Here is a 25,768-nt window from a genome sequence, read left to right as displayed (position 1 = left end):
ATATTGAAAGTAGGATAAGAAAAAAGGGAGCGATAGAACCGTGTCAACAACTTGGATTATTTTATTAGCCGTAATCGTAGCGTTCATCGGTTACACTGTATGGATGTATTTCTATCAGAGAAAATTAATTAAAACACTTTCAGAAGAAGAGTTTCGCGCTGGCTACCGTAAAGCACAGCTTATCGATATTCGCGAAGCAGACGAATATACTGCAGGGCATATTTTAGGCGCACGTAACATTCCATTATCACAAATTCGCCTTCGTCATAAAGAACTTCGCAAAGATCAACCAGTTTACTTATACTGCCAAAGCGGATTCCGTACTGGTCGTGCGGCTCAATACTTAAAGAAACAAGGCTACAAAGATTTCTACCAATTACAAGGTGGATTCAAAACGTGGACTGGAAAAATTAAAAAGAAATAATAACATACAAAAACTAGCTGAATCATTCAGCTAGTTTTTTCATTCCATATTATTCGCAATGTATAATAAATTTTTCTTAATCACATCTTTATCGTTCTCTTGTGCATTACGATACAAGAGCTGATATTCAAGTCCTTTCTCTTTCCATATAAGCGTAGCAAATTCATCTCCTTGCCCAGAGTCATCCTTATTTTTAAAATAAGCGAATGCTCCATTATTCAATTTCATTTGTTCTTGAAATCTCTTCTCTTCCACGATATTTGGAAAACTATAAGGAAAGTTTGCAACATTTAACTCAATATACTCATTTCTCCCCGGCTCCCGCTGTTTATATTTAATCATTAAGACAGCGTTCTTTTTTTCAATCGTTCTGACTTCTCCCTTTACATCACTCGTAGTGTCATACGGTAAAAACGCCGGAACTTTAAATTTCACTGGAAAATATTTTGGAAGCTCCTTCAGCGGAATTGGATCCGTAACACGATCCATAGTTCCTCCTGTTGTTCCCACAAAGTGTTTTTCTTCTTGCATCGTTTGCTGAAACGAACACGAACTAAGCACGAAACTAGAAAACACGAAACAAATAATTCCTTTTTTCAATTTGTTTCCGCCCTTCATACCGCTTTTATGAATGAAGTGTTTATATGCTATTCATATTCGCTTCATTAACAAACTCTCCCTTTGAAGACTTTCCACGTTATTCTCACACATTTTGACAAAACCTCTTTTATAAACGCAAAAAAGACCCCTATCATTCTCACGCCCAAATAAAAAGGTTACGCGAATAACGGAAGTCATGGTTATAGCATAGTTTGTGAAAAGCTTTTCAGGTCAAGATTTTTTCATTCTTATTATTTTCCCTTTATAATAAGGGGAAGAGGTGATACATATGGCCAATATAAAACAAATCGCAAAAACCGCTGGTGTATCCATATCAACTGTTTCCCGCGTTCTTAATAATCACCCTTACGTAAAAGAAGAAAAGCGTAAGCGTGTTCTAGATGCTGTTGAAGAATTGAACTACGCAAAAAATATAAATGCTATTCATTTAATAAAGGGAAAAACATATACGATCGGCGTTATGCTCCCTTTCATTAACCTTCCATACTTCAGTACCATTATTGAAGGAATCGGAAACGAAGCGTTAACAGCTGGATATCACATTAATTTATGTCAAACAAATTACGATAGCATTGAAGAAATTCGTGTTCTTGAAATGATGAAAATGAAACAATTCGACGGGATGATTATTTGCTCTCGAACGAGTTCATGGGAACAAATTGAACCTTTCGCAAAATTTGCTCCTATTATTTCATGCGAAAAAATGAACCACCCCCTCATTTCATCTGTCTACGTAGATCATTATGAAGGCTTCCGTCTCGGCACCGCCTATTTACTTAGTAAAGGCCATGAAAAAATCGGGATTTGTTTAGCAAGAAAAACAAGTGTAAATTCTGTGGAACGTGAAAAAGCGTTTGCTGATACACTTCGTAATGAAAGCAAAACGTTACATCCCGAATGGATTTTTCATCAATGCTATACAATGCAGGACGGTGCACAAATACTCCATCGTATTTTAAACATGAAAAATCGTCCAACCGCTATTTTTACAGCGAACGATCAAGTTGCAGCTGGTTTATTAACAGAGGCGCGAAAACATGGCATTCGCGTTCCTGAAGACCTTGCTATCCTTGGATTTGATAATCATGAAATTTCAAAAGCGTTAGAAATTTCCACAATTGAGCATCCCGGTCTCGCAATGGGCTCACATGCTTTTTCTTTATTCCATAAGCAGATCCAGAACGAGCAAATTGTCGGGAACGCAAAAGAGCTTTCATTCCATTTAATTGAACGAGATACTGTCTAAAAAGAGCGTTACCTATAGCGCTCTTTTTTCAACTCTTCACCTATTGACTTTATATTTTCCATCTCATATAATAAACCTAACGAACGTTAGGTAGGGGATGAAAATGACAGCAAACCGCATTAAAGCTGTAGCACTTTCTCATTTCGCACGCTACGGCTACGAAGGAACTTCATTAGCAAATATTGCTCAAGAAGTTGGGATTAAAAAACCATCAATTTACGCACACTTTAAAGGAAAAGAAGAGCTATATTTTATATGCTTAGAATCCGCTCTTCAAAAAGATTTGCAAAGCTTCACGGGCGATATCGAAAAATTTTCAAATTCGTCTACTGAAGAATTGCTCTTACAATTACTAAAGGGCTATGCAAAACGATTTGGTGAAAGTGAAGAATCAATGTTTTGGTTACGAACTTCTTATTTTCCGCCCGATGCATTTCGCGAACAAATTATTAATAAAGCAAATGTGCACATTGAAAACGTCGGAAAACTATTATTCCCTGTATTTAAAAGAGCAAGCGAACAAGATGAGCTGCATAATATTGAAGTAAAAGACGCCTTGGAGGCTTTTCTATGCTTACTGGACGGTCTTATGGTTGAGCTACTATACGCAGGTTTAAATCGCTTTGAGACTCGTTTAAACGCCTCTTGGCAAGTATTTTGGCGAGGCCTTTCAAACTGACGGATTGCTCCTTTGCAATGCGTCGTTTTTAAGCCCTTTACCTAACGACTGGTAGGAAGGAGAAATGACATATGGCATGGATTTATGTAATCATAGCTGGTATTATTGAAATCTTTTGGGTCATTGGACTAAAAAAAGCGGAGGCACCACTTGAATGGGCTGGTGTTGCGCTATTAATTACAATTAGTTTCGTTTTATTATTTAGAGCTTATAAAGATTTACCTGTCGGCACTGTATACGCCGTCTTTACAGGAATCGGAGCTGGTGGGATTGTTCTGACAGAGATTTTCATCTTCGGAGAACCTTTCTCTATTGTAAAGGTTTTATTAATCGGCTTAATCTTCTTTGGTGTAATTGGTTTAAAACGAGTAACAGAAGAAAAAGAAGCGAAGGAGGCCGCATAAAATGGCTTGGGTATTTTTAATTCTAGCTGGTATTTGTGAAATTATTGGTGTACTCTTTATGAAAGTAGCCACTGAAAAGAAAGGCTGGGCACCAAAAGTTATTTTAATCGCTAACTTCGGCGTAAGCTTCTTCTTCTTATCTCTTGCGATGAACACATTACCGATGGGAACTGCTTACGCGATTTGGACTGGAATCGGCACTGCCGGTAGTGCACTTCTAGGCATTCTAATTTTCCGCGAATCAGCGGATTGGCGTCGCCTTGCCTTCTTAAGCTGCATTCTATGCGGTGCTGTTGGCTTAAAGCTATTAAGCTAACGTGAGGTGAATGTCATGTGGAAAGAAAAAGGAAAACAAATGTTAGCATGGATTACACTCGGGATCGTCATTCTACTGCAAATCGGTTTTCATATAATAGAATGGTTGTTTCATAGAGTCGTATCCATACTTACATTTCTTCCTAACATGACACTTGAAATTGCATCTATTGTTTGGTCAGTTATTGCCTCCATTGCAATCGTCATTATATGGAGTATCGCCAAACTATGGAATAAATTATTTAAAAAGGACAGTTCTTCTGAAAAAGAGTAACTGTCCTTTTTTCTATTCATTCAGATTTTCTGTAGAAATTTGATGCGATAAGACAAAGAAGACCAACTATGGCAATACTTATACCAATCTCTTTATGTAAACTTGGAAATAGCGGTGGTATATCCGAGTAAACATTTGCTAATACGAGACCAATTGAAAATAAAAATATCCCTATTCTATATAACCATTTTCTTTTGTTCATCATTCTCCCCCTAACATTTTTCATACACTCCTTTCTTTTGGACATACTACCTAAAAAAGGAGTGAATACTATGCAAAATTCTATACATAAGCAGATTTTATTTTTATTTTTCCTCTTTCTCATTCTAGTTATCGTTTTCAGCTTTATATTACATACTCCAAAAGATGTTGTACCGAATAGCCTCTCTGTTTATAAACTCTTACTTTCATATTGTCGTTATTAAATAAGGTGCCTTATACAAGGCACCTTTTAAAATTCTCTCTTCTCATACAATTTCACTGAAACGAAGATAGATACTATGAACATGCATATTGAACTAACGAATAACATGCTGTTATATAATTGAATTTGTTCCATGCTGATTTCAAAGAACATGGTACCAATTGCTGTCGGTGCTATTAGTATGAAAAGCGTAATAAAAGAAGCTTTTTTATACCCAAACCAAAACAATATCGGTAATACAATGCTTAAATATATAAAAACAAAGCCAGAAATCGTAATTACTGTTGTCGTTATAAATTCAAAAGTTCCATCTTCAAATCGATCGATCACTACAGGACTAGACACTATCATACTTATAATAAAAATAATAAGTGCCATTATGTATTTAGCTAACACAATTTGCTTTTTCCCTAGCGGTAAACTATTTACTATTACTTCACTATTATATTTTTTATCGTCATTAAATGTTTTTAAAATTGCTATGACTGGAATTATCGCTGACATAATTATGTAAAAACTTTTAATATCTATTAATGTCATATACAAGAAAAGAGGGTACATTAAGTGCCATATTAAATACTTCCATTGCACGATAAAGTCTTTTATTATAAGTTGCTTCACAATCGCTCCCTCCTTATAAATCACGCTCATTGTACAAATGAATTGAGATAAACATAGACATAACATATAAAAGAAGCAATCCTGCTATAAAACAACTATTTACAACTAGACTCGTGTTCCAAACATTCTCTACATCTAACCATACGTTACTTACAATCAGTCCACTTAAATACCCAAATGCAATTCCGATGAAGGGAGCAATTTGTTTTGCACTGCTATATCCTACTGAAAATTCAATTGGGAGTACAATTATGCTATAAACCAATCCTCCCGTTATTCCGCCAAGAATCTCTCCCCATAACATAAACGCAGTTGTATTTTCATTTTGCAACTGGATTAAACTAATCACAAGTGAGAAAAAACCACCTAAAGTAACTAAAATACTTACAAATATGTATTTTGCTATGACAATTTCCTTACGCTGAAACGGTAAACTATTTATTACCATTTCACTTTTATTCCTATCCTCATAAATCATTGACAGCATCGTGCCAAGAACAGGTATAAACATAATAAATGTCATCAGAAAACTATCACTACGAAAATCAACAATAGCAAGGAAAAACAAACATATAAGATAAACAAATCCTAACTTTCTTTGCAACATCATATCTTTTAAGACTAATTGCTTGATCATGTTTTACCCTCCTAATATGAAAATACCCTTCTATAACTCTGCCTCCTGAAACATTTTCATTGAGAGCAACATTGATATGACTATACTTACTAACACTCCGATACCAAGAACACTCATTGATAATGTAGCATCTTCAGAGTGAAGTACTTTTAACATGATTATTTCATCACCAAAAATATTGCACATAAAGCCAATCATACCCATTAAAGGAAAAATCATAATCACATTCAAGACAGTAATAGCTTTATATCCTCCAATGTAATTAGTAGGTATCATTACTACACAATAAATCAAAGTTGCTACTATTGCTGAAAATATCGCATATCCAGGAATAACTATATCTCTGTCTAATAAAACATTTCCTAATATTATGACTATAAAAGTTATACTCAAACCAGCTATAATAAATAATGAGCTTGAAATATATTTAGCTATAACTATCTCTTTTCTCGTTATAGGCAAACTCACTAATACTTTTTCTGTTTTACTTTTCTCCTCATGATAAAAAGAAATATAAATAATTGTACTACATGTTATAAATAATCCTATTGCAATCCCCATTGGTTGAACGGAATCCCTAAAAATAGATAACATAGGGATTAAAAAATAGAAAGGAAACATCTTCTTCTGTAAGAAAAACTCCTTCAAAATCAACTGTTGCATATGAATTCCCCTCTCTATAAATCACGCGTTTCATAAATTTTAATTGTAAGAAACATAGAAGCGATATAGACAATAGCTAATATAATTCCTCCAACTATAAATACACCGATATGCACTGGATTCATAATCCACTCAATGAATGAAGGTGTTGTTTCATCCAATCCATCTCCTATGAATATCCAAGCAATTCCACCAACTACCATTGATGCTCCTGACACTATACTTCGTGCTATCTTTGACCTTGTAACATAATAACTAGGAAAGAATGTTACAACAAAAAACACGGCATAAACAGCTCCATTTATTACTTCATACCATGGAATTTCAATGTATAGATTCGGATGATAGGTACCGATATCACCAATGACCACAATGCCTCTTACAAGAAAAACAACTAACATCGTAGAGAGTATGCCACCAACAATAAATATTGCACTGGAAACATATCTAGCAATTATGATATCCTTTCGGCTTACCGGTAAACTATTTATAATAATGTCACTGTTATTCCTTTCATCCATAAAAGTTAACGTCATAACGGAAGAAAGAGTTATAAATAGACAACTCATCGAAAATAACAATTCACCACTTGGATCTAACATAAATAATACAAGAGGCACAATTAGATTCACTAACCACGTTACCCTAAAAAAGAACAAATCTTTATATACGAGCTGACGCATAGGCACCTCTCCCTTTCGCGGTGTAAACGATGATATCATCTAATGTAGGCTGTTCTATTACAACCTCATTTCCAAACCAATCGACAATTGCTTGTTTATCCTTAGCTAAACCTTCGAAACCAAATTTATTTTTTCGTAATCCAACAAATAATTCTTTTCCTTCTCGATCTAATAAATCATTACTTCCCTTTACGATTACATAGTTCTCCATTAGTTCATCTTTCTCACCAGTAAATATAATTTCTCCATCGTTGATGAACGTAATATAATCTGCGATACGCTCTAAGTCTGTTGTAATATGAGTTGAGAATAATACAGATACTTCATCTTCCATTACAATTTCTTGCAACATATCAAGTAATTCACTTCGGACAACTGGATCTAATCCTGCTGTCGGTTCATCCATAATAATAAACTCTGCGTGATGTGAAAGCGCGATAGCAATCGCAAATTTCATTTTCATCCCTTTTGATAATTCTTTAATTTTTTTATACTTCGGAACTTGCAATCTATGCATATACGATTGATATTGCTCTTCGTCCCACTTTTTATATAACGGTGCAATAATACGTTTCATTTGTTCACACGTTAAATCTTCGTAGTAATGATTTTCATCATATACAAAACCAATATTTTGTTTTATTTCCTTTTCGGTTTTCTTATTGTCCTTGTCAAAAATTTTTATATCGCCGCTATCTTTTCGAATTAAATTCATAATCATTTTGATCGTCGTACTTTTCCCTGCCCCATTTGGCCCGACAAATCCCATAATATATCCGCGTGGTAATGTAAAACTTATATTTTTCACTGCAAAATCTTGATAACTTTTACAAACGTTGTTTAGCTCTAACACCCTTTATTCCCCCTCATATAAACACGCAATCATCTGCTGTAAATCTTCAAGTGAAAGCTGCAACGCTTTACTTTCATTTACAATCTCTTCCGCTTTACTTTCCAATAGACGAATTCGCTGTTCTTTTAGTAGTTCATTATTTTTACGTGAAACATAAGTCCCCTTCCCAGCAACAGTCTCTATATATCCTTCTTTTTCAAGCTCCTCATACGCACGCTTCGTTGTAATTACACTAATTTGTAATTCCTTTGCTAAGCTACGAATAGACGGTAATTGGTCTCCACCCTTTAAACCACCATTTAAAATAAGCTGGCTTAATTGTTTTCTTATTTGCACATAAATAGGGTCTTGGGAAGAATTCGAAATAATAATATTCATGTTTTCCTCCAGTGTGTGTATATACTGTGTATACCTTATATATACAGTATATACACACCATCCTATTTTTGGCAAGAAAAAAAGACCAACATTTTCCTGTTGGTCTTTCGTATATGTATCACTTTTCAAAGCGATCTAACATCTCATCTCTCATTCCGAAACTCACTACCGCAATTCCTACATACATAAACAGAAGGAACGCCGGATGAACTGTGTTGTACCAAGTGCTATCAACAATTAAATAGATCGTTAATGCCACAACTAGAACAAACGCTAAGATAAACATATAAAAGTGTCTTGTACTACCCATGATAAACTCCTCTCTTCTCTCGTCACCATTCAACAGTATATTGTATCGAATAATTCGATATGACTCAAGGTTAACTTTCTGTTATGTAATCAAGTTCCACCTTTACAATGTCCTCACACGCTATTGAAATGATTGTTCCTTGCTTATCAATTGCCGTCACTTCCCTATTATCCATTACACGATGTGCTACTCTTTCTAGTACTTTTCCTTGATCTCGATAACAAAATTCTTTTACATCTTTAATCGTTTTTCCGTTTTCTAAATGGTATATCATTCTATAACACCGATATCCCACATTTTCACCCCCTGCTTGCTCGTTTTTTCACATATACATAAAAATGAGTCATTCCTATCTCATTACATCTTCTTAATTTCAATAAAATTCTAACAAAAATAAATACTTTTATCAAACTGACTTTTTCAACAAAATCACCTATGAAACTGCTTCTTTACACCATTATGGAACAAAAAATATAAAATTTTAACATTTTCTTCACCACTTCTGCATAACTCTCCATACAAAAAAAGAACCCGCATATAGCGAGTTCTTCCTTTGTTAATCAAATCAAACTTGTACAGGAGCTAGCTTTTCATAACGTAAAACTGGTTTACGTGCAGCCAATGTTTCATCCAAACGTTTAATTACCGTTGTATGTGGCGCTTCTTGTACAACTTCTGGATTTTCTTCTACTTCTTTAGCAATTTGAATCATCTTATCAATGAAGCCATCTAATGTTTCTTTTGATTCTGTTTCTGTTGGCTCAATCATAATACATTCTTCCACATTTAATGGGAAGTAAATTGTTGGTGGATGGTAACCGAAATCAAGCAGGCGTTTTGCGATATCTAATGTACGTACACCAAGTTTCTTTTGACGACGACCTGATAATACAAACTCATGCTTACAATGTCTATCAAATGGAAGATCATAGAATGGTGCTAATCTTCTCATCATATAGTTCGCATTTAATACCGCATACTCCGTTACTGCACGTAGTCCATCTGGACCCATAGAACGAATGTATGTGTATGCACGAACGTTAATTCCGAAGTTACCATAGAATGGTTTTACGCGCCCAATTGCTTCTGGACGATCATAGTTAAAGTGATAGCCATTTTCCGTTTTCTCTAAAATTGGTTTTGGTAAGTACGGAATTAAATCAGCTTTCACACCTACTGGACCAGAACCTGGGCCGCCGCCGCCGTGAGGACCTGTAAATGTTTTATGAAGGTTTAAATGCACAACGTCAAATCCCATATCTCCTGGGCGCGCTTGGCTTAATACCGCATTTAAGTTTGCACCATCATAGTATAATTTACCGCCTGCGTTATGGACGATTTCTGCCATTTCTAAAATATTTTCTTCGAATAACCCTAATGTATTAGGATTCGTTAACATAAGTGCTGCTGTTTCTTCGTTTACAACACGTTTTAAGTCTTCTAAGTCAACAAGACCATTTTCATTTGATTTTACTGTAATTGTTTCAAAACCAGCTACAGTTGCAGATGCTGGATTCGTTCCGTGAGCAGAGTCAGGAACAATTACTTTCGTACGGTTAAAGTCACCATTTGCTTCATGGTATGCACGAATTAACATTAAGCCTGTCCATTCTCCGTGTGCACCAGCTGCAGGTTGTAATGTAACAGTATCCATACCTGTAATTTCAATTAAATGCTCTTGTAAGTCGTACATTAATTCCATTGCACCTTGTACTGTCTTTTCATCTTGCAACGGATGAATATTGGCAAATCCTGCGAAACGAGCTACACTCTCATTAATTTTCGGATTATATTTCATCGTACAAGATCCAAGTGGATAGAATCCAGAATCCACACCGTGGTTACGGTTTGAAAGTGCTGTATAATGGCGCATAATGTCAAGTTCAGATACTTCTGGTAGCTCTGCATCTTCTACTCGAATATAATCGCTCTCAAACACATCTTCTAGTTTCACTTCTTCTACATCTAATTTTGGTAGGCTATATCCTATGCGTCCTTCTTTACTCACTTCAAAGATAAGTGCTTGGTCTTGGTTCTTCATTGGATAGCCCCCATTTCGTTTACAAGTGTGTCAATTTCCTCTTTTGTACGAAGCTCAGTTACTGCTACAAGCATATGGTTCTCATGCTCTTTATAATCACGGCCTAGGTCGTAACCGCCGATAATATTCTTTTGTAATAATACATCGTTTACTTCTTTCACTGGACGCTTGCAATCTACAACGAACTCATTGAAGAATGGTCCAGCAAATGTTACAGTGAATCCTTTCGCTTCAAATTGACGTTTTGCATATTGTGCTTTAGAAATGTTTTGGCGTGCCATTTCTTTCACACCTTGTTTACCAAGTGCCGTCATTGCAACTGATGCTGCTAATGCATTTAACGCTTGGTTTGAACAAATGTTAGACGTCGCTTTGTCACGGCGAATATGCTGTTCACGCGCTTGTAACGTTAATACGAATCCACGTTTACCATCTGAATCTACAGTTTGTCCGACAAGACGTCCTGGAATTTTACGCATAAATGCTTTCGTTGTTGCAAAGTAACCACAGTGTGGTCCACCAAACTGCGTTGGGATACCAAATGGTTGTGCATCACCGATTACAATATCAGCACCAAATTTCCCTGGTGGTGTTAATGCGCCTAATGATAATGGATTTGAAGAAACGATAAATAATGATTTCTGTTGATGAACGATTTTTTCAATATCAGCTAATTTTTCAACTTGTCCGAAGAAGTTTGGATATTGAACGATTACACAAGCAACTGTATCATCTACTTCACTTTGTAATACGTCTAAATCTGTTACACCATCTTTATGATTAATTTCAACAACTTCAAGATGTTGACCTTTTGCATACGTTTCAAGTACTGCTCTTGATTCTGGATGAACCGCGCTAGATACAAGAATTTTCTTTTTACGAGTATGGCCAGCTGCTAGCATTGCCGCTTCAGCTAAAGCTGTACCTCCGTCGTACATAGAAGAGTTTGCTACATCCATTCCTGTTAATTCACAAATCATTGTTTGGAATTCAAAGATTGCTTGTAATTCCCCTTGTGAAATTTCTGGTTGGTATGGCGTGTAAGCTGTATAAAATTCTGAGCGAGAGATAACGTGATCTACAATTACTGGAGCGTAATGATCGTATACGCCTGCTCCTAAGAAAGAAGCGTATTCTTTTAAGTTAGCATTTTTGCTAGCCATTTGAGTTAACTCTTTTAACAGCTCTGGCTCTGATTTTGCTTCTTTAATTTTTAAATCCCCTTTAAAACGAACACTCTCTGGAATATCAGAGAATAACTCATCGATCGTTTGAACGCCGATCGTTTGTAACATTTCTTTTTTGTCTTCTTCTGTCATTGGAAGATAACGATGCAACATGAAATCTACCCCTCTCCCCGTTACTTTGAACGTTTATAAAATGGTGTTGGAACAACTACTGCTTTGACGCGTTTATTACGAATTTCAATTTCTACTTCTGTATCAACTGCTGCGTATTTTACATCAATTAGTGCTAAACCAATGCTTTTCTTTAACGTTGGAGATTGTGTACCACTCGTTACTTCCCCGATTTTTTCTTCTCCAATAAATACAGGGTAATGCGTACGAGGAATTCCACGTTCGATCACTTCGATGCCAACTAACTTACGAGGCGCACCGTTTTCTTTTTGCTCTTTTAAAGTCGCTTTTCCAAAGAAATCTGCTTCTTTATTTGGTTTTACCGCAAAGCCAATTCCAGCTTCAATCGGTGTAATATCTTTTGATAATTCTTGACCGTAAAGTGGTAATGTTGCTTCGAAGCGAAGTGTATCACGAGCACCTAAACCACATGCTTTTAAGCCTTCTTCTGCTCCAACTTCAAGAAGTTTCTCCCAAAGTTTTGCAGCATCTTCACTCTTACAGTAAATTTCAAATCCATCTTCACCTGTGTAACCTGTACGAGATACAAGTGCTGGAATTCCATCTACAAGAATATCGTTTTTAAATTTAAAGAACTTAATTTCTTTCAAATCTTCTGACACAACTTTTTGTAAAATGCCTTCTGCTTTTGGTCCTTGAATTGCAAGCTGTGCAACTTCACTAGAAACATTGACTACTTTCGCATCGCCAATTACATGGCTAGCTAACCATTCGTAATCCTTCTCGATATTTGATGCATTGATTACTAATAAATAGTCTTCTTCACCACGTTTGTAGATTAATAAATCATCTACTGTACCACCATTTTCGTAGCACATAGCTGTATATTGTGCGCCTCCTACCTTTAAGGTAGAAACGTCATTTGTAACAACACGTTGTAAAAATGCTAAACTATCTACACCTTTTACCTCAACTTCTCCCATATGAGACACATCGAACAAACCTGCCGCTGTACGTACAGCTTCATGTTCTTCTTTAATGCTTGAAAATTGAACTGGTAATTCCCAACCACCGAAGTCGATTGTTTTCCCACCATACTTCGCGTATACATCAAATAACGGTGTACGTTGTAATGTAATCATGCTCTCTCCCCCTTATGCTTTGACAAATCAATAAAAGTTGCTCGCCATATCTAAACATTTTCACTCTGAAAAGATAGGATATACGGAATCTCATTATATTTTTTTATGAAAGCGTAAATAAAAAATCACTTTCTTGGATAAAATACGAAAGATTCCACACATTTCACACCATTATCCTAACATCATTCGCTATATTTCATCAATATTCTAGCATAAAAAATAATTTAGAATTTTTTATTCTTAATCTTATTAAATACAACTTTCAAAATTTAGCCCTTTATCTTTGCCAATTCTTTAACTTTTAGTATGTGTAATAGCGCCTTATTACAAGGTTTATATAATAAAGATTTTTTTAATAATTACTTTAATTTATAAAAGGTGGGAGAGTCGTAATGAATGTCGATATTTCCGTAGATCGAACGTGGCAAAACAATTTTTTAAATAGAATTGACGAAGATGGTCCCTGGACAAACTGGGATTTATATCATTTAGCTTATAAAACTGAAAAATCGTTACTTGTTCCTACTTTCGATGGATTACAAGCACCGAAGCACTTATCTCATTTCACACCACTTCCTCATCAATTAGAAGTCGCTCAAAATGTTATTGAACAAATGAATGGCAAAGCGATACTAGCAGATGAAGTGGGACTTGGGAAAACTATTGAAGCTGGACTTATTTTAAAAGAATATATGGTCCGCGGCCTTGTGAAAAAAGTACTTATACTCGTCCCTGCCTCTCTCGTATCACAATGGGCATACGAACTAAATACAAAGTTTTTCATTCCAGCTGTAGCCCAAAAGAAAAGCTATTCATGGGAACAAGCCGATGTGATTGTATCCTCAATTGATACTGCAAAACGTTCACCGCATCGTGATATCGTTTTGAACTTAGAATATGACCTTATTATTATCGATGAAGCACATAAACTTAAAAATAATAAAACAAAAAACTATGAATTTGCACAGCGATTAAAAAAGAAATTTTGTTTATTATTAACTGCTACCCCTGTTCAAAATAAGATTGATGAAATTTTCAACCTTGTTTCTTTATTAAAGCCAGGACATTTAGGCAATCAATCCAATTTTGAAGAATATTACGCTTCAAAAAATCGTTCAGCCGAATCTGATGAAGATTTAAAAGCTCTTATTAACAAAGTGATGGTCCGAAATCGACGTCATAATACCGGAATTGATTGGCCCAAGAGACATGTACGTACAATTTTTGTTGAGTTTAATGAAGAGGAACAAGCTTTGTATAATGGGATTGAAAATTGGCGAGGACAAGACGCCTTCACATCTGCTTTCTCATCGTTAACTTTAAAACGGGAAGCGTGTAGTAGTCGTGAAGCTGTGTACTATTCACTAAAAAAACATGTAGAAAAAAGGCAGAAAGAAAATGATCATTACATAAAAGACCCGCATATTGATGTGCTAATGGACAAAATTAATCATATTCCTTTCAATTCAAAAGCGACTAAAGCTCTTGAGCTTATAAAAGAAATTGATGATAAAGTCGTCATCTTTACAGAATATCGAGCGTCACAAATGTACTTACAATGGTTTTTACAACAACACGGTATTTCTTCCGTTCCATTCCGCGGCGGGTTTAAAAGAGGAAAGAAAGATTGGATGAAGGAACTTTTCCAAAACCACGCACAAGTATTAATTGCAACTGAAGCTGGTGGTGAAGGGATTAACTTACAGTTTTGTAGCCATATGATTAATTATGATTTGCCATGGAATCCAATGCGTCTTGAACAAAGAATAGGACGTATTCACCGTCTTGGTCAAAAGAATGATGTTCATATTTATAACTTAGCTACAAAACATACTGTTGAAGAACATATTTTGAAACTGTTATATGAAAAAATCAATTTATTTGAGCGTGTTATCGGTGAACTTGATGAAATTTTAACGAGAATTAATATGAAAAACATCGACGCGCACATTCAAGAAATATTTGCGCAATCAAAAAGCGAAGGAGAAATCCGAATTAAGATGGAAAACTTAACATCTATTATCGACTTCGCAAAACGAAATGAAGCTGAGGTGCAAGGCTATGCAGCAACATGAAATTCATAATTACTTATACAATTTTTTCGAGGCGAATAACTGTGAAATTTTAAAGCATTCCCCTCATCTATTAGATGTGCAGTTAACAATTGAGATGGATAAATTATTAATGAATCGCCCTTTTTATTGGCACTACCTTGAGAAAACAGGAGGCGTACCGAATCCGATGCGCCTTACTCTTCTTACAAATCCAGAAAGTGAAGAAAACGATGGTGAGCTTATTCACTACGGTTCCCCACGCCTTCATCAAATTTTCCAAACAACAAAAGAATTAGGCTCTTACATACGTTTATATGAGGAAGTACGGCATAGCGGGGCAACACATACACCGCTCCATCCGTGGCTCGGTGTAAATATTAAAGTTTCCTATCAATGTGATCGAAAAAAAGACATCCTTCACTCGATTGGGATTCATCTCATTTCTGGCACAATGATTGCAAACTTTCATGAAACATTAGCTAAAATTAAACTTACACCGAAAATACCTGACTTTTGTTTTACGCTCTCGCCTATTATTAAACCGCAAAGTGGTTTACAACGTATAGAGGACGCTTTAAAGAATATAATTGCAGAAGATGACCATACGTGGGCGAAAGAAGCAAGAGTGCGCTGGAATCACGATTTAGACCTTTTAAATCGTTTTTATGAAGAAAGTGATGAACTTCCCGAAAGCTATGAAATTGAAAAACAAGCACTGCAAGAACAATACGAGCCACGCATTACAGTGCAAATTATTAACGGCGGACTTTTTTATGTTACCGCAAATCATTTTCTATCTTAAAAAGCCCCTTCTGTTTTAGAAGGAGCTTTTTTGAATTATCCTCTATCGCTATTACGCCCTTGTTGTTTTTGCTTTGCCATACGTTTTTGATGCGCACGATCCTTTGCACTCACATGATTTGCATCAGTTGGAAGGTTTTCTTTTGAACGGCCAATTCCATTACTCATTTGTTCCACTCCTTCTTATGTCTTTCAAAATACACCCTTATTTTCAGCTAGAAATACAATCCTTATACCAAAAAATAAGAGCAGCCATTGGCTACTCTTACTCGCTCACATATTTTTGAAACATATCATGGATGCCTTTATTTACTAGGTTCGAGATCTGCTCGTCAGATTTATTCGGATAACGATCACGCAATCTGATAGATGCCTTCACCATTAAATTTTCTAATACAGAACGGCCACCTTCTCCATAAATAATTTCAGCATATTTAACAAGCCTTCCATCCTCTACCGTTGCTGGATTATGATTGAAGAAAAATTTACTCATTGTCTCCACCTCTCTCTTTTGATAACGTTTACATTTATATAGATTATTTATGTTATTTATTTCACAATATTGTATGCATGTATATTTAATTAGTTTCATTATAAAGCAACATATCGATAGTAAATATGTGATTTTCCGTCCATTTTGTGAACAAACTAAAAATGAAAGCGTTTCCTTTATTATATACTAAAAAAACTTACTACGCTAGGGGCAATTTTTTCAATCTACTAACCCCTCAAAAAACGATATATTTTTCTTTTCCCATTAAACCTTATACAATTTTCAGAAATTATATTATAAAATATATGTATGACTTAAGGAGGCCCTATATGAATCAAAATAAAAAAGCTATATTAGATCTTGTCTTTTATCTCGTAATCCCATTCCTCATTTGGAAATTTGCAAAACCTTATATCGATCCTTATTACGCGATGTTACTTTCCTCTGTTCCGGGGATTATTTATACACTGTATACCTTTAAAAAAGAAAAACAGTTTAACGTAACAGGGTTCTTTATTTTAATTACACTCATTTCTAATACAACGGTAGACCTATTATCCGGATCAGCTGAACGCATGTTATGGAACGATGCGTATTATCACATCGTACTAGGTATTATCGTTATATGTACCATTTTTATAAAAAAACCACTTATGTTATATTTCGCAGCAGATATTGCAGCACTACAAGGCCATGACCGTGATAAAAGTCGTGAACTGTATCGTGATAGTCGTATCTATCCAGCACTACAATATTTAACGCTATTTTTCGGGCTACAATTTATATTAAAAAGCTTCTTAAAAATTTATTTCATCTCTGTTTTCGGTGTAGATGGCTATGGTGAAATGAGAGCGATTATGACCGCTGTTGGATGGGGCATTTCCATTTGTATCGGAATTGGATTTGTTTGGGTAAACAACAAAATACATGCCGTTACAGAAGAAAAAGAATCCGTACAGTAAATGAAAATCCCCTAGTAGCATCATACTACTAGGGGATTTTTATTTTGCTGCACATATTACGAAATCGTTAACTTGATTTTTTTCTTTTATCTTTCACGTTTCGATAAAACAAAGCAGCACTTAGCGGCATAACACCAAACCACTTATTCATAAATGGCTCTTTTTCAGCACGGCGTTGTTCTTTCTTTTGTTTACGATCTTCTTTTGGAGCATCCATATACGACACAAACTGTTGCGTTACAAAGCGAACATAATCATTAGTAGACATATTATCATCACCTCTACTTGATTAGTATGTCCACTTTTTTATGCATTAATCTTTTCTTTTAATTCATTCATAATTTGCTTTACAGACTTATTCGTCGTATCAATATGAATATGAGCCTCTTCATAGTAAGCTCGGCGCGATTCAAATTTTGCCACAAACGCCTCTATATCTTTCTTCTGAAATAGTGGACGTGTCGTATCTTCACGAAGTCTTTCTGCAATTACATGTGGATCACAATATAAATACACGACAGTTCCATTTTCCTTCATCCACTTTCGGTTTTCCTCTCGTTCAATGATTCCACCGCCAGTTGTAATAATTACATTACAACTCGGTAGTGAACGTAACATTTCACTTTCATATTCCCGAAAAGCCATTTCGCCTTCTTCGGCAAAAATAGCACGAATTACCTTCCCCTGCTTCTCTTCAATTTTTTTATCGGTATCTACAACATCCATATGAAGTTCTTTACTTAACGCTTTTCCAATTGTTGTTTTCCCAGCTCCCATATAACCGGTTATGTATATAGATTTCATATTCTTTCCTCTCAATCATTCGTTATTATTTGTTATTATAACGAATGATTTCATTATTTAATAAAAAAACGTTTTGTTCTCCTTATAAAATGAAGAACAAAACGTTTCATACACGCTTTTACTTATAAGCGCCTCTTCTCACCCACTGCGTTGCAATCCATTTCTCACCTTTCGTTACAGGTGCCCCTCCATGTAACGTAAGCTCATTTAATGATTGGTCTTGATAAAAATACTCAAAGTATACTGCCATTCCCTTTCTAGGGTGCACAGAAAGATTTAATTTCGGGAAGAACGTTTCTCCGCCCTCTTCTACATCATTTAAGTACATAACAAGCGTACTAATACGATTATTAGCAGCTGATCTACTATGCTCTGCAAAATAATCATAATGCGCTTTATATTGTTGATCCACTTCATAATTTAAAATGTGTAATCCTTCTCCATGCGACGCAGGAACATTCATGATAGATGAAATTCGTTTTTCAATCTTCGCAGTAAGTTCATTATTGTCTAAAAATGCACCCTTACTCGTTCGAATATCATTTACATCACGTGATGAACCAACTTTTGAACGTGCTAACTTACTTTTAGACAATTCAATCAATTCATCACATTCTTCATCGCTTAATACATTTCCTAACACGACAATAAGAGGTTCTTCGAACTTTGAAATAATGTGTATTTCCCTATCCTCCGTCATAATTGCATTTCCTTTATGATCAAAAATAGTTTGTTCCTTATTTTCACCTATTTGATTGTTATTTGTCATTTCCCTATTCTCCCTAAAAAAATATGTTTGGATAGCTTGAATATATCATATTCTTTCTACCTTTCTCTTTTTTGAGAAAATTTAAACTTTCAACTGTTTTAAAATGAGACATTATGGTTTTTGTTCACACATTCAAAATACTATCCTTCTATCCAATCGAATATTTTTTCATCCTTTTTTCTATACCGAAAACTCACCTTATAAAAAACCTCCTGCTTTATTTTGCACTGCAACGAAACGAGAATATCATCGTTTTCAAAGACGTAATTTCCACTTGCTTCGCCCTTTTCATATTGAAAGAAAAATGTATCTTCCTTTTCTTTTTGCTGTAAATCCTGTTTTATATTTGTAATAGATCGATTTAGTAGTTCCTCCAGTACAAACTTTTGCTCTATTTCAATATAAAATTTTTTATCTATAAGCAGCATATTCGTTTCGTATACAAAGAACGAAGTTAATAATACAAGAAAAATGATTGTTCCTGGCATTGTAAATCCATCTTGTTTTCTCATTTATTTATTTCCATTTCACTATACCTGACCGCTACACCTTCATATATTTTCCCACTCATATCTTTCATATTTATGAAGAGCAAATGAGGTGTTACTTCATACGAAACCATTTCAACATTTTGTAATATAACTTCTCTTCCGCGCATATTCACTTTTCTTATCAGATGATTATTCAACTTTTCATACGTCACTTCATCCCCAGTGCGAAGACGGAAGCGCAAAAGACTATCTTTATTTTCAGGGACTACTTTTTCTACAAAAGATACTTCACGAAACTCTAACTGTACTTGCCCTAAAAATACATCCCATTCCCAATTATTTAATCCTTTTGATTGGTTGTTTTCTATTCCAATAAAATTTAAACGTGGCAAGAGTAAAAAGAACAGTGATAACAGAAAAAAACATACGATCATTTCTAGTAATGTAAAACCAACTTCTAATTTATTTTTTCTCCTGCATAAAAGCATTGTTCCATCATTCTTCCTTTCACATCTTTCCACATAGCACAAACTTCATTTCCTCCCCAATATGTGTAATATACATTTCCGTTTACGACTTTTTCTTGCGGTTGTTTCGTCCCATTTTCATACATATATAAAGCTGCTTCCCTTTTTAATAATACAAATGCTTTATAACGAATCTGTATGTTTTTTCGTTCTTGCATAATCAATACTGTTTGCGGAAGTAGTAAAGATACTGCCATCATTACTATACTTAATGCTACGAGCATCTCAGCCATCACTGACCCTTTTTGACATTTCACGATAGGTAAATCTCCCTCTTCCAAGCTGAAATACAATCTCATATCTATAACTACGATACGAAAGTAAAATCGTGCCACCTCTATTAATATTTCCACTCGGATTATATGTCATCGGATTTGGAAAAGTATTCAAATCAATTTGTATATCGCTATCGTATTCTCTTTTAATGATAGTAAGATTCGTACTTAGCTCCCCAATATAATACGTATGTCTATCTTTATGCCATCGTAATGTATAGTGTTTTTGACGATTTATCGCTAATTGTTGCATATACAAAATATCATTTGAAAACTGTCTTAAAAATTGTTCGACTTTTTGTTTTTCATGTAATGAATGTACGTTAAAATACGTGATCATACTTAGTACAGAAATCGCAAATAGAACGAGTAGCATTTCTAAAAGAGTAAAACCTTTTTGTTTCACAGTTTCCCAGTTGTTACTGTGCCATCATTTGAAATATGAATGGATTCACCATTCGGACACTCATCAGCTGTAATATATTTTCCATCCCTTAACTCTTTTAGCGAGGGGATTTTATTATGTTGTAATTGGTATACCTGTATTTGAGCTTCTATAGATTTCACATAGGCTTTACATCCTGTTCCTTCGACGGATGAGCGCTGTGTAACTACATTCGGAATAATTAATAGTAATAATACAGTTATGACGACCATAACTAATAACATTTCCAAAAGGGTAAATCCCTCCTCATGCTGCATGTAAACACCTCCTAAATAGAATTCATCATTTGAAACATTGGCATAATCATCGCTAAATACATAAGAACGACTATTCCTCCAATACACGTAAATAAAATTGGTTGAATGATCACTAACATACGCTTAATTTTTTGTTCCATCTTTTCCACAATAAGATCGCTATAGTCACCTAATTCAATTGCCAAATTACCGTTTGCTTGTCCATGCGTAATAATATAAGAAAGTTCCTCCTCGTAATATCCACTTTTAGCAATAATAGATTGCAACGGTTCTCCCGCAATTAATTGGTGTTTAATTCGGCCCGCTTCATGCTGAAAGAATGGATGATATTTTTGCTCCATCATTATTGTTAGAGCCTCAAGTACTGATAATCCTCCGTGTAATAAGCCGCTCAATTGCATGGCGAAATAATGCGAATGCTTTAAAATAAGGAATGTTTTTACGAGGGGAATACGCAGCTTAATTTTTACCTGCTTCATATGCGGGAGTTTCTGAAAGTAAAATATATACACACTAGAGCCAATCATAACAATAAAAATAGTGCTAAAAACAAGATAGGGTAGTAGCTTAATTACACTTAATATTTGTTCTGTAAATAACGGTGCTGTAGAACCGAATGAACTATATACCATGTCAACCTGCGGTAATAAAATACGGTTAAAAACAAAAATCATGATTATTAAAAAGAACGCCAAAAACATAGGATACTGCATTATTTTCATCATATCTTTCCTATACTTATCCTTTTTATAAAGAAGTGCACTCCCTTGTTGCAACGCAAAAGAAATATCACCATGTTGCTCGGCATAAAATAAATAGCTTAACATCTCCTGATGGAACATTAATTGATGAAAAGAATCGTGTAGACTTTTTCCATCTTTTAATCCATCAATCATGCTCTGCAATTGTACTTTCTTTTCTAAAGGTAATTGAAACCGTAAAAATTCTAATGCCTGCAAAAGGGAGTAGCCTTTTTCTAATAGTTCTCCTAATCTTTTCAGCAATATTACTTGATCACTTAAACTCCATATTTTCTTAAACATACACATCCTCTTCTAAAAATCCTAAAGCGTATCCTTTTCGTATCGAAGATTCTAATGTTTCGTGCTTGTATGTGACACATTCCCCGTTTGCTTCTTTAATCGCTTGTTTTAGCTCATATCCATATAACAATTCATAAATGCTCGCTTGCCTTACTTGCCTCATTGATTTGCATAAAGTTGAGCACTTTCTTTTGCAAAACGGACACTTCAATTCGACAAGTCGCTGTGCAGCTATAGCCAATAACGATTGTTCAATCTCTTGCCTCGTTATGCCAAAATCCATGAACCGGAGTATCGTCCCTTTCGCATCATTCGTATGCAGTGTCGTCATTACTAAATGTCCAGTCAAACTTGCTCTTATAGCGATTTTCGCTGTTTCTTCATCACGAATTTCACCGACTAAAATAATATCTGGATCATGACGTAAAATAGCCTTTAATCCCGCCTCATATGTGATACCTGCTTTTTCATTTATTTGAATTTGTAATACATCGTCATTTCTTTTTTCAACTGGGTCCTCTAGTGTAACGATGCGACGTGTTTTCTTTTTTCTAATTACCTCTAATAATGCATACATTGTTGTTGTCTTTCCAGAACCTGTCGGTCCAGTAAATACGAGTAACCCATGGGAATAATGTAAAAAAGAGAGTAGTTTTTTCGCTGTACTTGGAAATAACGAAAGATGAGATAACGGCTGAATAGATGCTTGTAAATGAAGACGAATAACAAGACTTTCTTGATATACGGTTGGAAGTGTGGAAAGGCGTAAATACACTTCTTGTCCATCCATTTGTAAATACAGTGAACCATTTTGTGGCTTCCGCCTCTCTCCTATATCCATGGATGCTAAAAATTTAAAATGTGAAACAAGTTTTTCTCCAAATTCCTTTTCGATACAGTGTTTCATCATTAAATCTTTTCCTATACGCAGTTGAACCACTACATCCTTCTTCCGAGGCACAATATGTAAATCCGAAGCTTGTACCCTACACGCCTCTTTCAAAATCCTATTCGCAAAACTTTCAATTCCATTCATCATTTTTCCCTCCCTACTATGTATATAGCATGAAAAAATCCATAAGAAAAATCGGCATTTTTCTATTTTCACTAGAGTGAAAAGGAAAAATATGTTTGTGAAATTATGAACAATTTCCGAATTATTGTCTGAAATTACCTATATGGAAGTTTATCTGTATTATAATGTTATTATCTTGGATAAAGTGATAAAGGTGGAGATCCTCATGGAACAAGCTTTAAAAATTACAGGTGTATTATCTGACCCAACTCGTTATTACATTTATAAATATATTTCTCAAAAACATAGTTACGTAACAGTACAAGAAATTGCAGATGAGTTTGACATTCATCCAAACGTAGCGCGTTTACATTTATCTAAATTAGAAGATGTTCATATGCTGAAATCGGAAACGAAGAAAACTGGAAAAGGCGGACGACCAAGCAGATTATATGTATTATCTGATGATGTGATTCAATTACAATTTCCATTCCGTGATTATCAATTGTTAGCAAGAATCGCATTTAATTCTTTACTTAGCCTTGGCGCTGCTGGTGAAAAAGCGCTATACGAAACTGGAAAACAATTCGGAGCCGAATTAATGCAACAACATATGCTGCGTTTAAATGTGAGTGAAGATGCTTTAACAGTCGAGCAAAAAGTTCAAATTGCAAAAGAAGCTTTCTCAACAGCTGGTTTATCACCTGCATTTGAATTAAGTGCAGATGGAACGAAAATTTTCTATGATGTACACAATTGTCCATTTAAAGAAGTTGCTGTTCATCACCCAACTGAAATTTGTAATATGCACGGAGATATGATGAAAGGGATTTTTGAAATCCTATTCCCTAACACGGAATTAACACGAAACGATAGTCTACTTGATGGATGTAAATCTTGTAATTATAAACTAACAATTTAATTTCTTATATAAAAAGAAGCTAATTATAATTGGCTTCTTTTTATATGAACGAATATTTACAATAGTAAGAAAAATAAACTATAATGAAGTGAGGTTTACTTTTTTTAGAAAAGGAGGGAGATGGCATGGAGCGCATGTTTCGCGTTCTCGGCTTTTGGACTGGAATTTTCTCGGTTATGTTTTACGTAGGGGATATGCATTCGACCGCACTACTATTTTTAGGACAAACAGGATTCTTCGTACTTTTAAGCTATTTAAATTTAACAGAGCGTATGTATATATACGTATTTGGGGCATATTTAACTGTTTTCTTCATAGGATTTACATACTACACGACGTTTTTACTTGTCCCTGGGGCTGGGCATTAAAAGATGGCATTTTGCCATCTTTTTTTTAATTCCGCAATTTCCTAGTTGACTTATAGGTTTTATTACCTTATATTCTATATAACAGATTGGAATTAGGGGGAATCAACATGAATACACTGCTTGTCGGAATTAACGTTGCGGTCATGCTCATCTTAGTTGGCGTATTATATTATATGCAACGTAAGCATGTATCTTTTAATAAACGTGTATTTACCGCTTTAGGAGTCGGAATTATATTCGGTCTTATATTACAATTTATTTATGAGCCAACTTCTAAAGTAATTATTGAATCAAATACTTGGTTTAGCTTAATCGGTAACGGTTATGTGAAATTACTTCAAATGATCGTTATGCCACTTATTTTAGTATCTATTATTTCAGCATTTACAAAATTACAGTTAACGAAAAACCTTGGTAAAATTAGTGGTCTTATTATCGGAATTTTAATTCTTACTACAGGAATCGCTGCTGCTGTCGGTATCGCTGCAAGTGCAGGATTTGATGTATCAGCAACAGGCCTGCAACAAGGTGATGCAGAATCTGCTCGTCTGAAGCTAGTTGAAGAAAGATTTACTTCTATTGAAAAGACAACAATTCCAGATAAATTATTAGAGCTATTGCCTACAAATCCGTTTCTTGATTTGACAGGCGCTCGTCCAACATCAACAATTTCTGTTGTAATATTTGCAGCCTTTATCGGTATCGCCTTTATAGGTGTAAAACGAAAATATCCAGAACAAGCAGAGCTATTTAAGAAAATGCTTGATGCTGTATATGCAATCGTAATGCGTATGGTAACATTAATTTTACGTCTTACTCCATACGGCGTATTAGCTCTTATGGCAAAAACAGTTGCTGGTAGCGATATAAATGCTATTTTAAAACTTGGTAACTTCGTGTTAGCGTCTTACGTAGCACTTATCGTAATGTTCGTTATCCACTTATTATTAATTGCTCTATCTGGTTTAAATCCAATTCAATATTTAAAAAAGGTATTCCCTGTATTAACATTTGCATTCACATCTCGCTCTAGTGCTGGTGCAATGCCATTAAATATTGAAGCGCAAAAAGAAAAACTTGGTATTTCCGAAGGAATTGCCAACTTCGCAGCATCATTTGGAGTATCTATCGGGCAAAACGGTTGCGCAGGTATTTATCCAGCAATGCTTGCAATGATGGTCGCTCCAACTGTAGGAATCGATCCATTACAGCCACAATTTATTTTAACTTTAATCGCTGTCGTTGCTATTAGCTCATTCGGTGTTGCCGGTGTTGGTGGCGGTGCAACATTTGCAGCGTTAATCGTACTATCTACAATGAACTTACCAATCGGTATTGTCGCTCTTGTTATCTCAGTTGAACCATTAATCGATATGGGTCGTACAGCTCTTAACGTAAGTGGTTCTATGACAGCAGGTCTTATTTCTAGTAAATGGCTTGGTGAATTAGATCAAGATACGTACAATCAAGATGATACAAAGACTGGCGAAATAGCTTCATAATAAAAA

Annotated in this window: 38 protein-coding genes; 13 read left to right on the top strand and 25 right to left on the bottom strand. The window is 35.0% G+C overall.

Annotation, left to right across the window (positions count from 1 at the left end):
• The first annotated feature begins 40 nt into the window (after positions 1–40).
• Positions 41–424 carry a rhodanese-like domain-containing protein gene (locus FS742_RS12535; protein ID WP_000108656.1) on the top strand — a complete coding sequence of 128 codons (384 nt, stop codon included), beginning with the start codon at positions 41–43 and terminating at the stop codon, positions 422–424.
• Positions 425–463: 39 nt separating this feature from the next.
• On the opposite strand, the gene FS742_RS12530 is transcribed toward FS742_RS12535, so the two are convergent.
• Positions 464–1,000, bottom strand: a complete 537-nt coding sequence (locus tag FS742_RS12530) for a DNA polymerase III subunit delta (protein ID WP_144612923.1) — start codon at positions 998–1,000, stop codon at positions 464–466.
• A 313-nt stretch (positions 1,001–1,313) separates the two neighbouring features.
• On the opposite strand from FS742_RS12530, the gene FS742_RS12525 reads away from it, so the two are divergent.
• From FS742_RS12525 to FS742_RS12505, 5 genes are all read left to right on the top strand, one after another.
• A complete protein-coding gene (locus FS742_RS12525; RefSeq protein WP_144612652.1) occupies positions 1,314–2,291 on the top strand; it encodes a LacI family DNA-binding transcriptional regulator in 978 nt (325 codons plus the stop codon).
• A 97-nt stretch (positions 2,292–2,388) separates the two neighbouring features.
• Positions 2,389–2,970 carry a TetR/AcrR family transcriptional regulator gene (locus FS742_RS12520; protein WP_144612650.1) on the top strand — a complete coding sequence of 194 codons (582 nt, stop codon included), beginning with the start codon at positions 2,389–2,391 and terminating at the stop codon, positions 2,968–2,970.
• Positions 2,971–3,041: 71 nt separating this feature from the next.
• The gene (locus tag FS742_RS12515) at positions 3,042–3,374 is read left to right on the top strand and encodes a DMT family transporter (protein ID WP_000312339.1); all 333 of its coding nucleotides are present in this window, start codon (positions 3,042–3,044) and stop codon (positions 3,372–3,374) included.
• 1 nt (position 3,375) lies between these two features.
• Positions 3,376–3,690 (top strand): DMT family transporter, encoded by a 315-nt coding sequence (locus FS742_RS12510; protein ID WP_000312623.1) that lies wholly within the window; start codon positions 3,376–3,378, stop codon positions 3,688–3,690.
• Positions 3,691–3,705: 15 nt separating this feature from the next.
• Positions 3,706–3,963 carry a DUF3975 family protein gene (locus FS742_RS12505; protein WP_144612648.1) on the top strand — a complete coding sequence of 86 codons (258 nt, stop codon included), beginning with the start codon at positions 3,706–3,708 and terminating at the stop codon, positions 3,961–3,963.
• Positions 3,964–3,979: 16 nt separating this feature from the next.
• On the opposite strand, the gene FS742_RS12500 is transcribed toward FS742_RS12505, so the two are convergent.
• The 12 genes from FS742_RS12500 to gcvT all read right to left on the bottom strand — a co-directional run bounded on the left by FS742_RS12500 (position 3,980) and on the right by gcvT (position 13,034).
• The gene (locus FS742_RS12500; RefSeq protein ID WP_144612646.1) at positions 3,980–4,168 is read right to left on the bottom strand and encodes a hypothetical protein; all 189 of its coding nucleotides are present in this window, start codon (positions 4,166–4,168) and stop codon (positions 3,980–3,982) included.
• A 246-nt stretch (positions 4,169–4,414) separates the two neighbouring features.
• Positions 4,415–5,008 carry an ABC-2 transporter permease gene (locus tag FS742_RS12495; RefSeq protein WP_144612645.1) on the bottom strand — a complete coding sequence of 198 codons (594 nt, stop codon included), beginning with the start codon at positions 5,006–5,008 and terminating at the stop codon, positions 4,415–4,417.
• 13 nt (positions 5,009–5,021) lie between these two features.
• A complete protein-coding gene (locus FS742_RS12490; protein WP_144612643.1) occupies positions 5,022–5,645 on the bottom strand; it encodes an ABC-2 transporter permease in 624 nt (207 codons plus the stop codon).
• A gap of 30 nt (positions 5,646–5,675) precedes the next feature.
• Positions 5,676–6,308 (bottom strand): ABC-2 transporter permease, encoded by a 633-nt coding sequence (locus FS742_RS12485; RefSeq protein ID WP_144612641.1) that lies wholly within the window; start codon positions 6,306–6,308, stop codon positions 5,676–5,678.
• Between the two features lie 14 nt (positions 6,309–6,322).
• A complete protein-coding gene (locus FS742_RS12480; RefSeq protein ID WP_144612639.1) occupies positions 6,323–6,991 on the bottom strand; it encodes an ABC-2 transporter permease in 669 nt (222 codons plus the stop codon).
• Positions 6,972–7,844, bottom strand: a complete 873-nt coding sequence (locus FS742_RS12475) for an ABC transporter ATP-binding protein (RefSeq protein ID WP_144612637.1) — start codon at positions 7,842–7,844, stop codon at positions 6,972–6,974. Before FS742_RS12475 ends, FS742_RS12480 begins: the two co-directional genes overlap by 20 nt.
• A 3-nt stretch (positions 7,845–7,847) precedes the next feature.
• Positions 7,848–8,222 (bottom strand): GntR family transcriptional regulator, encoded by a 375-nt coding sequence (locus FS742_RS12470; protein ID WP_048531120.1) that lies wholly within the window; start codon positions 8,220–8,222, stop codon positions 7,848–7,850.
• 118 nt (positions 8,223–8,340) lie between these two features.
• Entirely contained in the window at positions 8,341–8,532 is a 192-nt protein-coding gene (locus FS742_RS12465) for a hypothetical protein (RefSeq protein ID WP_000535935.1), read from the bottom strand.
• 70 nt (positions 8,533–8,602) lie between these two features.
• Positions 8,603–8,806, bottom strand: a complete 204-nt coding sequence (locus tag FS742_RS12460) for a DUF3929 family protein (RefSeq protein WP_000639160.1) — start codon at positions 8,804–8,806, stop codon at positions 8,603–8,605.
• 291 nt (positions 8,807–9,097) lie between these two features.
• A complete protein-coding gene (gene gcvPB / locus FS742_RS12450) occupies positions 9,098–10,573 on the bottom strand; it encodes an aminomethyl-transferring glycine dehydrogenase subunit 2 (protein ID WP_098124028.1) in 1,476 nt (491 codons plus the stop codon).
• On the bottom strand, positions 10,570–11,913 hold the full coding sequence (gene gcvPA / locus FS742_RS12445) for an aminomethyl-transferring glycine dehydrogenase subunit 1 (RefSeq protein WP_144612634.1): 1,344 nt from the start codon (positions 11,911–11,913) through the stop codon (positions 10,570–10,572). The genes gcvPB and gcvPA overlap by 4 nt, the downstream gene beginning before the upstream one ends.
• 20 nt (positions 11,914–11,933) lie before the next feature.
• Complete coding sequence (gene gcvT, locus FS742_RS12440) at positions 11,934–13,034, bottom strand: glycine cleavage system aminomethyltransferase GcvT (RefSeq protein ID WP_087956936.1); 1,101 nt, start codon at positions 13,032–13,034, stop codon at positions 11,934–11,936.
• Positions 13,035–13,426: 392 nt separating this feature from the next.
• On the opposite strand from gcvT, the gene FS742_RS12435 reads away from it, so the two are divergent.
• A complete protein-coding gene (locus FS742_RS12435; protein WP_144612632.1) occupies positions 13,427–15,109 on the top strand; it encodes a DEAD/DEAH box helicase in 1,683 nt (560 codons plus the stop codon).
• Entirely contained in the window at positions 15,096–15,890 is a 795-nt protein-coding gene (locus FS742_RS12430) for a YqhG family protein (RefSeq protein WP_048562315.1), read from the top strand. Before FS742_RS12435 ends, FS742_RS12430 begins: the two co-directional genes overlap by 14 nt.
• Positions 15,891–15,925: 35 nt before the next feature.
• Here the strand turns inward: FS742_RS12430 and FS742_RS28030 are convergent, their stop codons facing one another.
• Together FS742_RS28030 and FS742_RS12425 are read right to left on the bottom strand one after the other, a co-directional pair.
• Positions 15,926–16,057: a hypothetical protein gene (locus FS742_RS28030; protein WP_260869656.1), complete on the bottom strand. Its 132-nt coding sequence runs from the start codon at positions 16,055–16,057 to the stop codon at positions 15,926–15,928.
• 97 nt (positions 16,058–16,154) lie between these two features.
• Positions 16,155–16,382 carry a hypothetical protein gene (locus FS742_RS12425; protein ID WP_000032702.1) on the bottom strand — a complete coding sequence of 76 codons (228 nt, stop codon included), beginning with the start codon at positions 16,380–16,382 and terminating at the stop codon, positions 16,155–16,157.
• A gap of 73 nt (positions 16,383–16,455) precedes the next feature.
• Here FS742_RS12425 and FS742_RS12420 point away from each other — a divergent pair, with 73 nt between their 5' ends.
• Together FS742_RS12420 and FS742_RS12415 are read left to right on the top strand one after the other, a co-directional pair.
• Positions 16,456–16,572, top strand: coding sequence for a hypothetical protein (locus tag FS742_RS12420; protein WP_003279814.1), 117 nt, complete (start codon positions 16,456–16,458; stop codon positions 16,570–16,572).
• Positions 16,573–16,711: 139 nt separating this feature from the next.
• Complete coding sequence (locus FS742_RS12415; RefSeq protein WP_001073110.1) at positions 16,712–17,344, top strand: VC0807 family protein; 633 nt, start codon at positions 16,712–16,714, stop codon at positions 17,342–17,344.
• A gap of 67 nt (positions 17,345–17,411) precedes the next feature.
• Here the strand turns inward: FS742_RS12415 and FS742_RS12410 are convergent, their stop codons facing one another.
• The 10 genes from FS742_RS12410 to comGA all read right to left on the bottom strand — a co-directional run bounded on the left by FS742_RS12410 (position 17,412) and on the right by comGA (position 22,991).
• Positions 17,412–17,612 carry a YqzE family protein gene (locus tag FS742_RS12410; RefSeq protein WP_000106080.1) on the bottom strand — a complete coding sequence of 67 codons (201 nt, stop codon included), beginning with the start codon at positions 17,610–17,612 and terminating at the stop codon, positions 17,412–17,414.
• A 38-nt stretch (positions 17,613–17,650) separates the two neighbouring features.
• On the bottom strand, positions 17,651–18,148 hold the full coding sequence (gene aroK / locus FS742_RS12405; RefSeq protein ID WP_144612630.1) for a shikimate kinase AroK: 498 nt from the start codon (positions 18,146–18,148) through the stop codon (positions 17,651–17,653).
• A 118-nt stretch (positions 18,149–18,266) separates the two neighbouring features.
• A complete protein-coding gene (locus FS742_RS12400; protein WP_144612628.1) occupies positions 18,267–18,917 on the bottom strand; it encodes a 2OG-Fe(II) oxygenase in 651 nt (216 codons plus the stop codon).
• A gap of 140 nt (positions 18,918–19,057) precedes the next feature.
• Positions 19,058–19,429 (bottom strand): competence type IV pilus minor pilin ComGG, encoded by a 372-nt coding sequence (gene comGG / locus FS742_RS12395; protein ID WP_144612626.1) that lies wholly within the window; start codon positions 19,427–19,429, stop codon positions 19,058–19,060.
• Entirely contained in the window at positions 19,426–19,896 is a 471-nt protein-coding gene (comGF, locus tag FS742_RS12390; RefSeq protein WP_144612624.1) for a competence type IV pilus minor pilin ComGF, read from the bottom strand. Before comGF ends, comGG begins: the two co-directional genes overlap by 4 nt.
• Positions 19,866–20,168 (bottom strand): competence type IV pilus minor pilin ComGE, encoded by a 303-nt coding sequence (gene comGE / locus FS742_RS12385; RefSeq protein ID WP_144612622.1) that lies wholly within the window; start codon positions 20,166–20,168, stop codon positions 19,866–19,868. Before comGE ends, comGF begins: the two co-directional genes overlap by 31 nt.
• Positions 20,161–20,616, bottom strand: a complete 456-nt coding sequence (gene comGD / locus FS742_RS12380; RefSeq protein WP_144612620.1) for a comG operon protein ComGD — start codon at positions 20,614–20,616, stop codon at positions 20,161–20,163. The genes comGE and comGD overlap by 8 nt, the downstream gene beginning before the upstream one ends.
• Complete coding sequence (comGC, locus tag FS742_RS12375; protein WP_144612619.1) at positions 20,613–20,912, bottom strand: competence type IV pilus major pilin ComGC; 300 nt, start codon at positions 20,910–20,912, stop codon at positions 20,613–20,615. Before comGC ends, comGD begins: the two co-directional genes overlap by 4 nt.
• An 11-nt stretch (positions 20,913–20,923) precedes the next feature.
• Positions 20,924–21,955, bottom strand: coding sequence for a competence type IV pilus assembly protein ComGB (comGB, locus tag FS742_RS12370; RefSeq protein WP_144612617.1), 1,032 nt, complete (start codon positions 21,953–21,955; stop codon positions 20,924–20,926).
• On the bottom strand, positions 21,948–22,991 hold the full coding sequence (gene comGA / locus FS742_RS12365; protein ID WP_144612615.1) for a competence protein ComGA: 1,044 nt from the start codon (positions 22,989–22,991) through the stop codon (positions 21,948–21,950). Before comGA ends, comGB begins: the two co-directional genes overlap by 8 nt.
• Positions 22,992–23,196: 205 nt before the next feature.
• Here comGA and FS742_RS12360 point away from each other — a divergent pair, with 205 nt between their 5' ends.
• The 3 genes from FS742_RS12360 to FS742_RS12350 all read left to right on the top strand — a co-directional run bounded on the left by FS742_RS12360 (position 23,197) and on the right by FS742_RS12350 (position 25,762).
• On the top strand, positions 23,197–23,892 hold the full coding sequence (locus tag FS742_RS12360; RefSeq protein WP_098088693.1) for a helix-turn-helix transcriptional regulator: 696 nt from the start codon (positions 23,197–23,199) through the stop codon (positions 23,890–23,892).
• A gap of 125 nt (positions 23,893–24,017) precedes the next feature.
• The gene (locus tag FS742_RS12355) at positions 24,018–24,260 is read left to right on the top strand and encodes a DUF2626 domain-containing protein (protein WP_000440714.1); all 243 of its coding nucleotides are present in this window, start codon (positions 24,018–24,020) and stop codon (positions 24,258–24,260) included.
• Positions 24,261–24,367: 107 nt separating this feature from the next.
• Complete coding sequence (locus FS742_RS12350; protein ID WP_048562307.1) at positions 24,368–25,762, top strand: L-cystine transporter; 1,395 nt, start codon at positions 24,368–24,370, stop codon at positions 25,760–25,762.
• The last annotated feature ends 6 nt before the right edge of the window (positions 25,763–25,768 follow it).

Origin of the sequence: Bacillus cereus (assembly GCF_007678085.1) — a bacterium.
In the GTDB taxonomy this organism is placed as follows: domain Bacteria; phylum Bacillota; class Bacilli; order Bacillales; family Bacillaceae_G; genus Bacillus_A; species Bacillus_A cereus_BE.
The sequence above is the reverse complement of the archived record's forward strand: the minus strand, read 5'-3'. Positions and strand labels throughout refer to the sequence as shown.

Bases quoted from the DNA above. Each gene is read 5' to 3' on its own strand.
- FS742_RS12525 (WP_144612652.1), top strand. From the start codon at position 1,314: ATGGCCAATATAAAACAAATCGCAAAAACCGCTGGTGTATCCATATCA.
- FS742_RS12520 (WP_144612650.1), top strand. From the start codon at position 2,389: ATGAAAATGACAGCAAACCGCATTAAAGCTGTAGCACTTTCTCATTTC.
- FS742_RS12515 (WP_000312339.1), top strand. From the start codon at position 3,042: ATGGCATGGATTTATGTAATCATAGCTGGTATTATTGAAATCTTTTGG.
- FS742_RS12510 (WP_000312623.1), top strand. From the start codon at position 3,376: ATGGCTTGGGTATTTTTAATTCTAGCTGGTATTTGTGAAATTATTGGT.
- FS742_RS12505 (WP_144612648.1), top strand. From the start codon at position 3,706: ATGTGGAAAGAAAAAGGAAAACAAATGTTAGCATGGATTACACTCGGG.
- FS742_RS12500 (WP_144612646.1), bottom strand. From the start codon at position 4,168: ATGATGAACAAAAGAAAATGGTTATATAGAATAGGGATATTTTTATTT.
- FS742_RS12490 (WP_144612643.1), bottom strand. From the start codon at position 5,645: ATGATCAAGCAATTAGTCTTAAAAGATATGATGTTGCAAAGAAAGTTA.
- FS742_RS12485 (WP_144612641.1), bottom strand. From the start codon at position 6,308: ATGCAACAGTTGATTTTGAAGGAGTTTTTCTTACAGAAGAAGATGTTT.
- FS742_RS12480 (WP_144612639.1), bottom strand. From the start codon at position 6,991: ATGCGTCAGCTCGTATATAAAGATTTGTTCTTTTTTAGGGTAACGTGG.
- FS742_RS12470 (WP_048531120.1), bottom strand. From the start codon at position 8,222: ATGAATATTATTATTTCGAATTCTTCCCAAGACCCTATTTATGTGCAA.
- FS742_RS12465 (WP_000535935.1), bottom strand. From the start codon at position 8,532: ATGGGTAGTACAAGACACTTTTATATGTTTATCTTAGCGTTTGTTCTA.
- FS742_RS12460 (WP_000639160.1), bottom strand. From the start codon at position 8,806: ATGATATACCATTTAGAAAACGGAAAAACGATTAAAGATGTAAAAGAA.
- gcvPB (WP_098124028.1), bottom strand. From the start codon at position 10,573: ATGAAGAACCAAGACCAAGCACTTATCTTTGAAGTGAGTAAAGAAGGA.
- gcvPA (WP_144612634.1), bottom strand. From the start codon at position 11,913: ATGTTGCATCGTTATCTTCCAATGACAGAAGAAGACAAAAAAGAAATG.
- gcvT (WP_087956936.1), bottom strand. From the start codon at position 13,034: ATGATTACATTACAACGTACACCGTTATTTGATGTATACGCGAAGTAT.
- FS742_RS12435 (WP_144612632.1), top strand. From the start codon at position 13,427: ATGAATGTCGATATTTCCGTAGATCGAACGTGGCAAAACAATTTTTTA.
- FS742_RS12430 (WP_048562315.1), top strand. From the start codon at position 15,096: ATGCAGCAACATGAAATTCATAATTACTTATACAATTTTTTCGAGGCG.
- FS742_RS28030 (WP_260869656.1), bottom strand. From the start codon at position 16,057: ATGAGTAATGGAATTGGCCGTTCAAAAGAAAACCTTCCAACTGATGCA.
- FS742_RS12425 (WP_000032702.1), bottom strand. From the start codon at position 16,382: ATGAGTAAATTTTTCTTCAATCATAATCCAGCAACGGTAGAGGATGGA.
- FS742_RS12420 (WP_003279814.1), top strand. From the start codon at position 16,456: ATGCATGTATATTTAATTAGTTTCATTATAAAGCAACATATCGATAGT.
- FS742_RS12415 (WP_001073110.1), top strand. From the start codon at position 16,712: ATGAATCAAAATAAAAAAGCTATATTAGATCTTGTCTTTTATCTCGTA.
- FS742_RS12410 (WP_000106080.1), bottom strand. From the start codon at position 17,612: ATGTCTACTAATGATTATGTTCGCTTTGTAACGCAACAGTTTGTGTCG.
- aroK (WP_144612630.1), bottom strand. From the start codon at position 18,148: ATGAAATCTATATACATAACCGGTTATATGGGAGCTGGGAAAACAACA.
- FS742_RS12400 (WP_144612628.1), bottom strand. From the start codon at position 18,917: ATGACAAATAACAATCAAATAGGTGAAAATAAGGAACAAACTATTTTT.
- comGG (WP_144612626.1), bottom strand. From the start codon at position 19,429: ATGAGAAAACAAGATGGATTTACAATGCCAGGAACAATCATTTTTCTT.
- comGF (WP_144612624.1), bottom strand. From the start codon at position 19,896: ATGCTTTTATGCAGGAGAAAAAATAAATTAGAAGTTGGTTTTACATTA.
- comGE (WP_144612622.1), bottom strand. From the start codon at position 20,168: ATGGCTGAGATGCTCGTAGCATTAAGTATAGTAATGATGGCAGTATCT.
- comGC (WP_144612619.1), bottom strand. From the start codon at position 20,912: ATGCAGCATGAGGAGGGATTTACCCTTTTGGAAATGTTATTAGTTATG.
- comGB (WP_144612617.1), bottom strand. From the start codon at position 21,955: ATGTTTAAGAAAATATGGAGTTTAAGTGATCAAGTAATATTGCTGAAA.
- comGA (WP_144612615.1), bottom strand. From the start codon at position 22,991: ATGAATGGAATTGAAAGTTTTGCGAATAGGATTTTGAAAGAGGCGTGT.
- FS742_RS12360 (WP_098088693.1), top strand. From the start codon at position 23,197: ATGGAACAAGCTTTAAAAATTACAGGTGTATTATCTGACCCAACTCGT.
- FS742_RS12355 (WP_000440714.1), top strand. From the start codon at position 24,018: ATGGAGCGCATGTTTCGCGTTCTCGGCTTTTGGACTGGAATTTTCTCG.
- FS742_RS12350 (WP_048562307.1), top strand. From the start codon at position 24,368: ATGAATACACTGCTTGTCGGAATTAACGTTGCGGTCATGCTCATCTTA.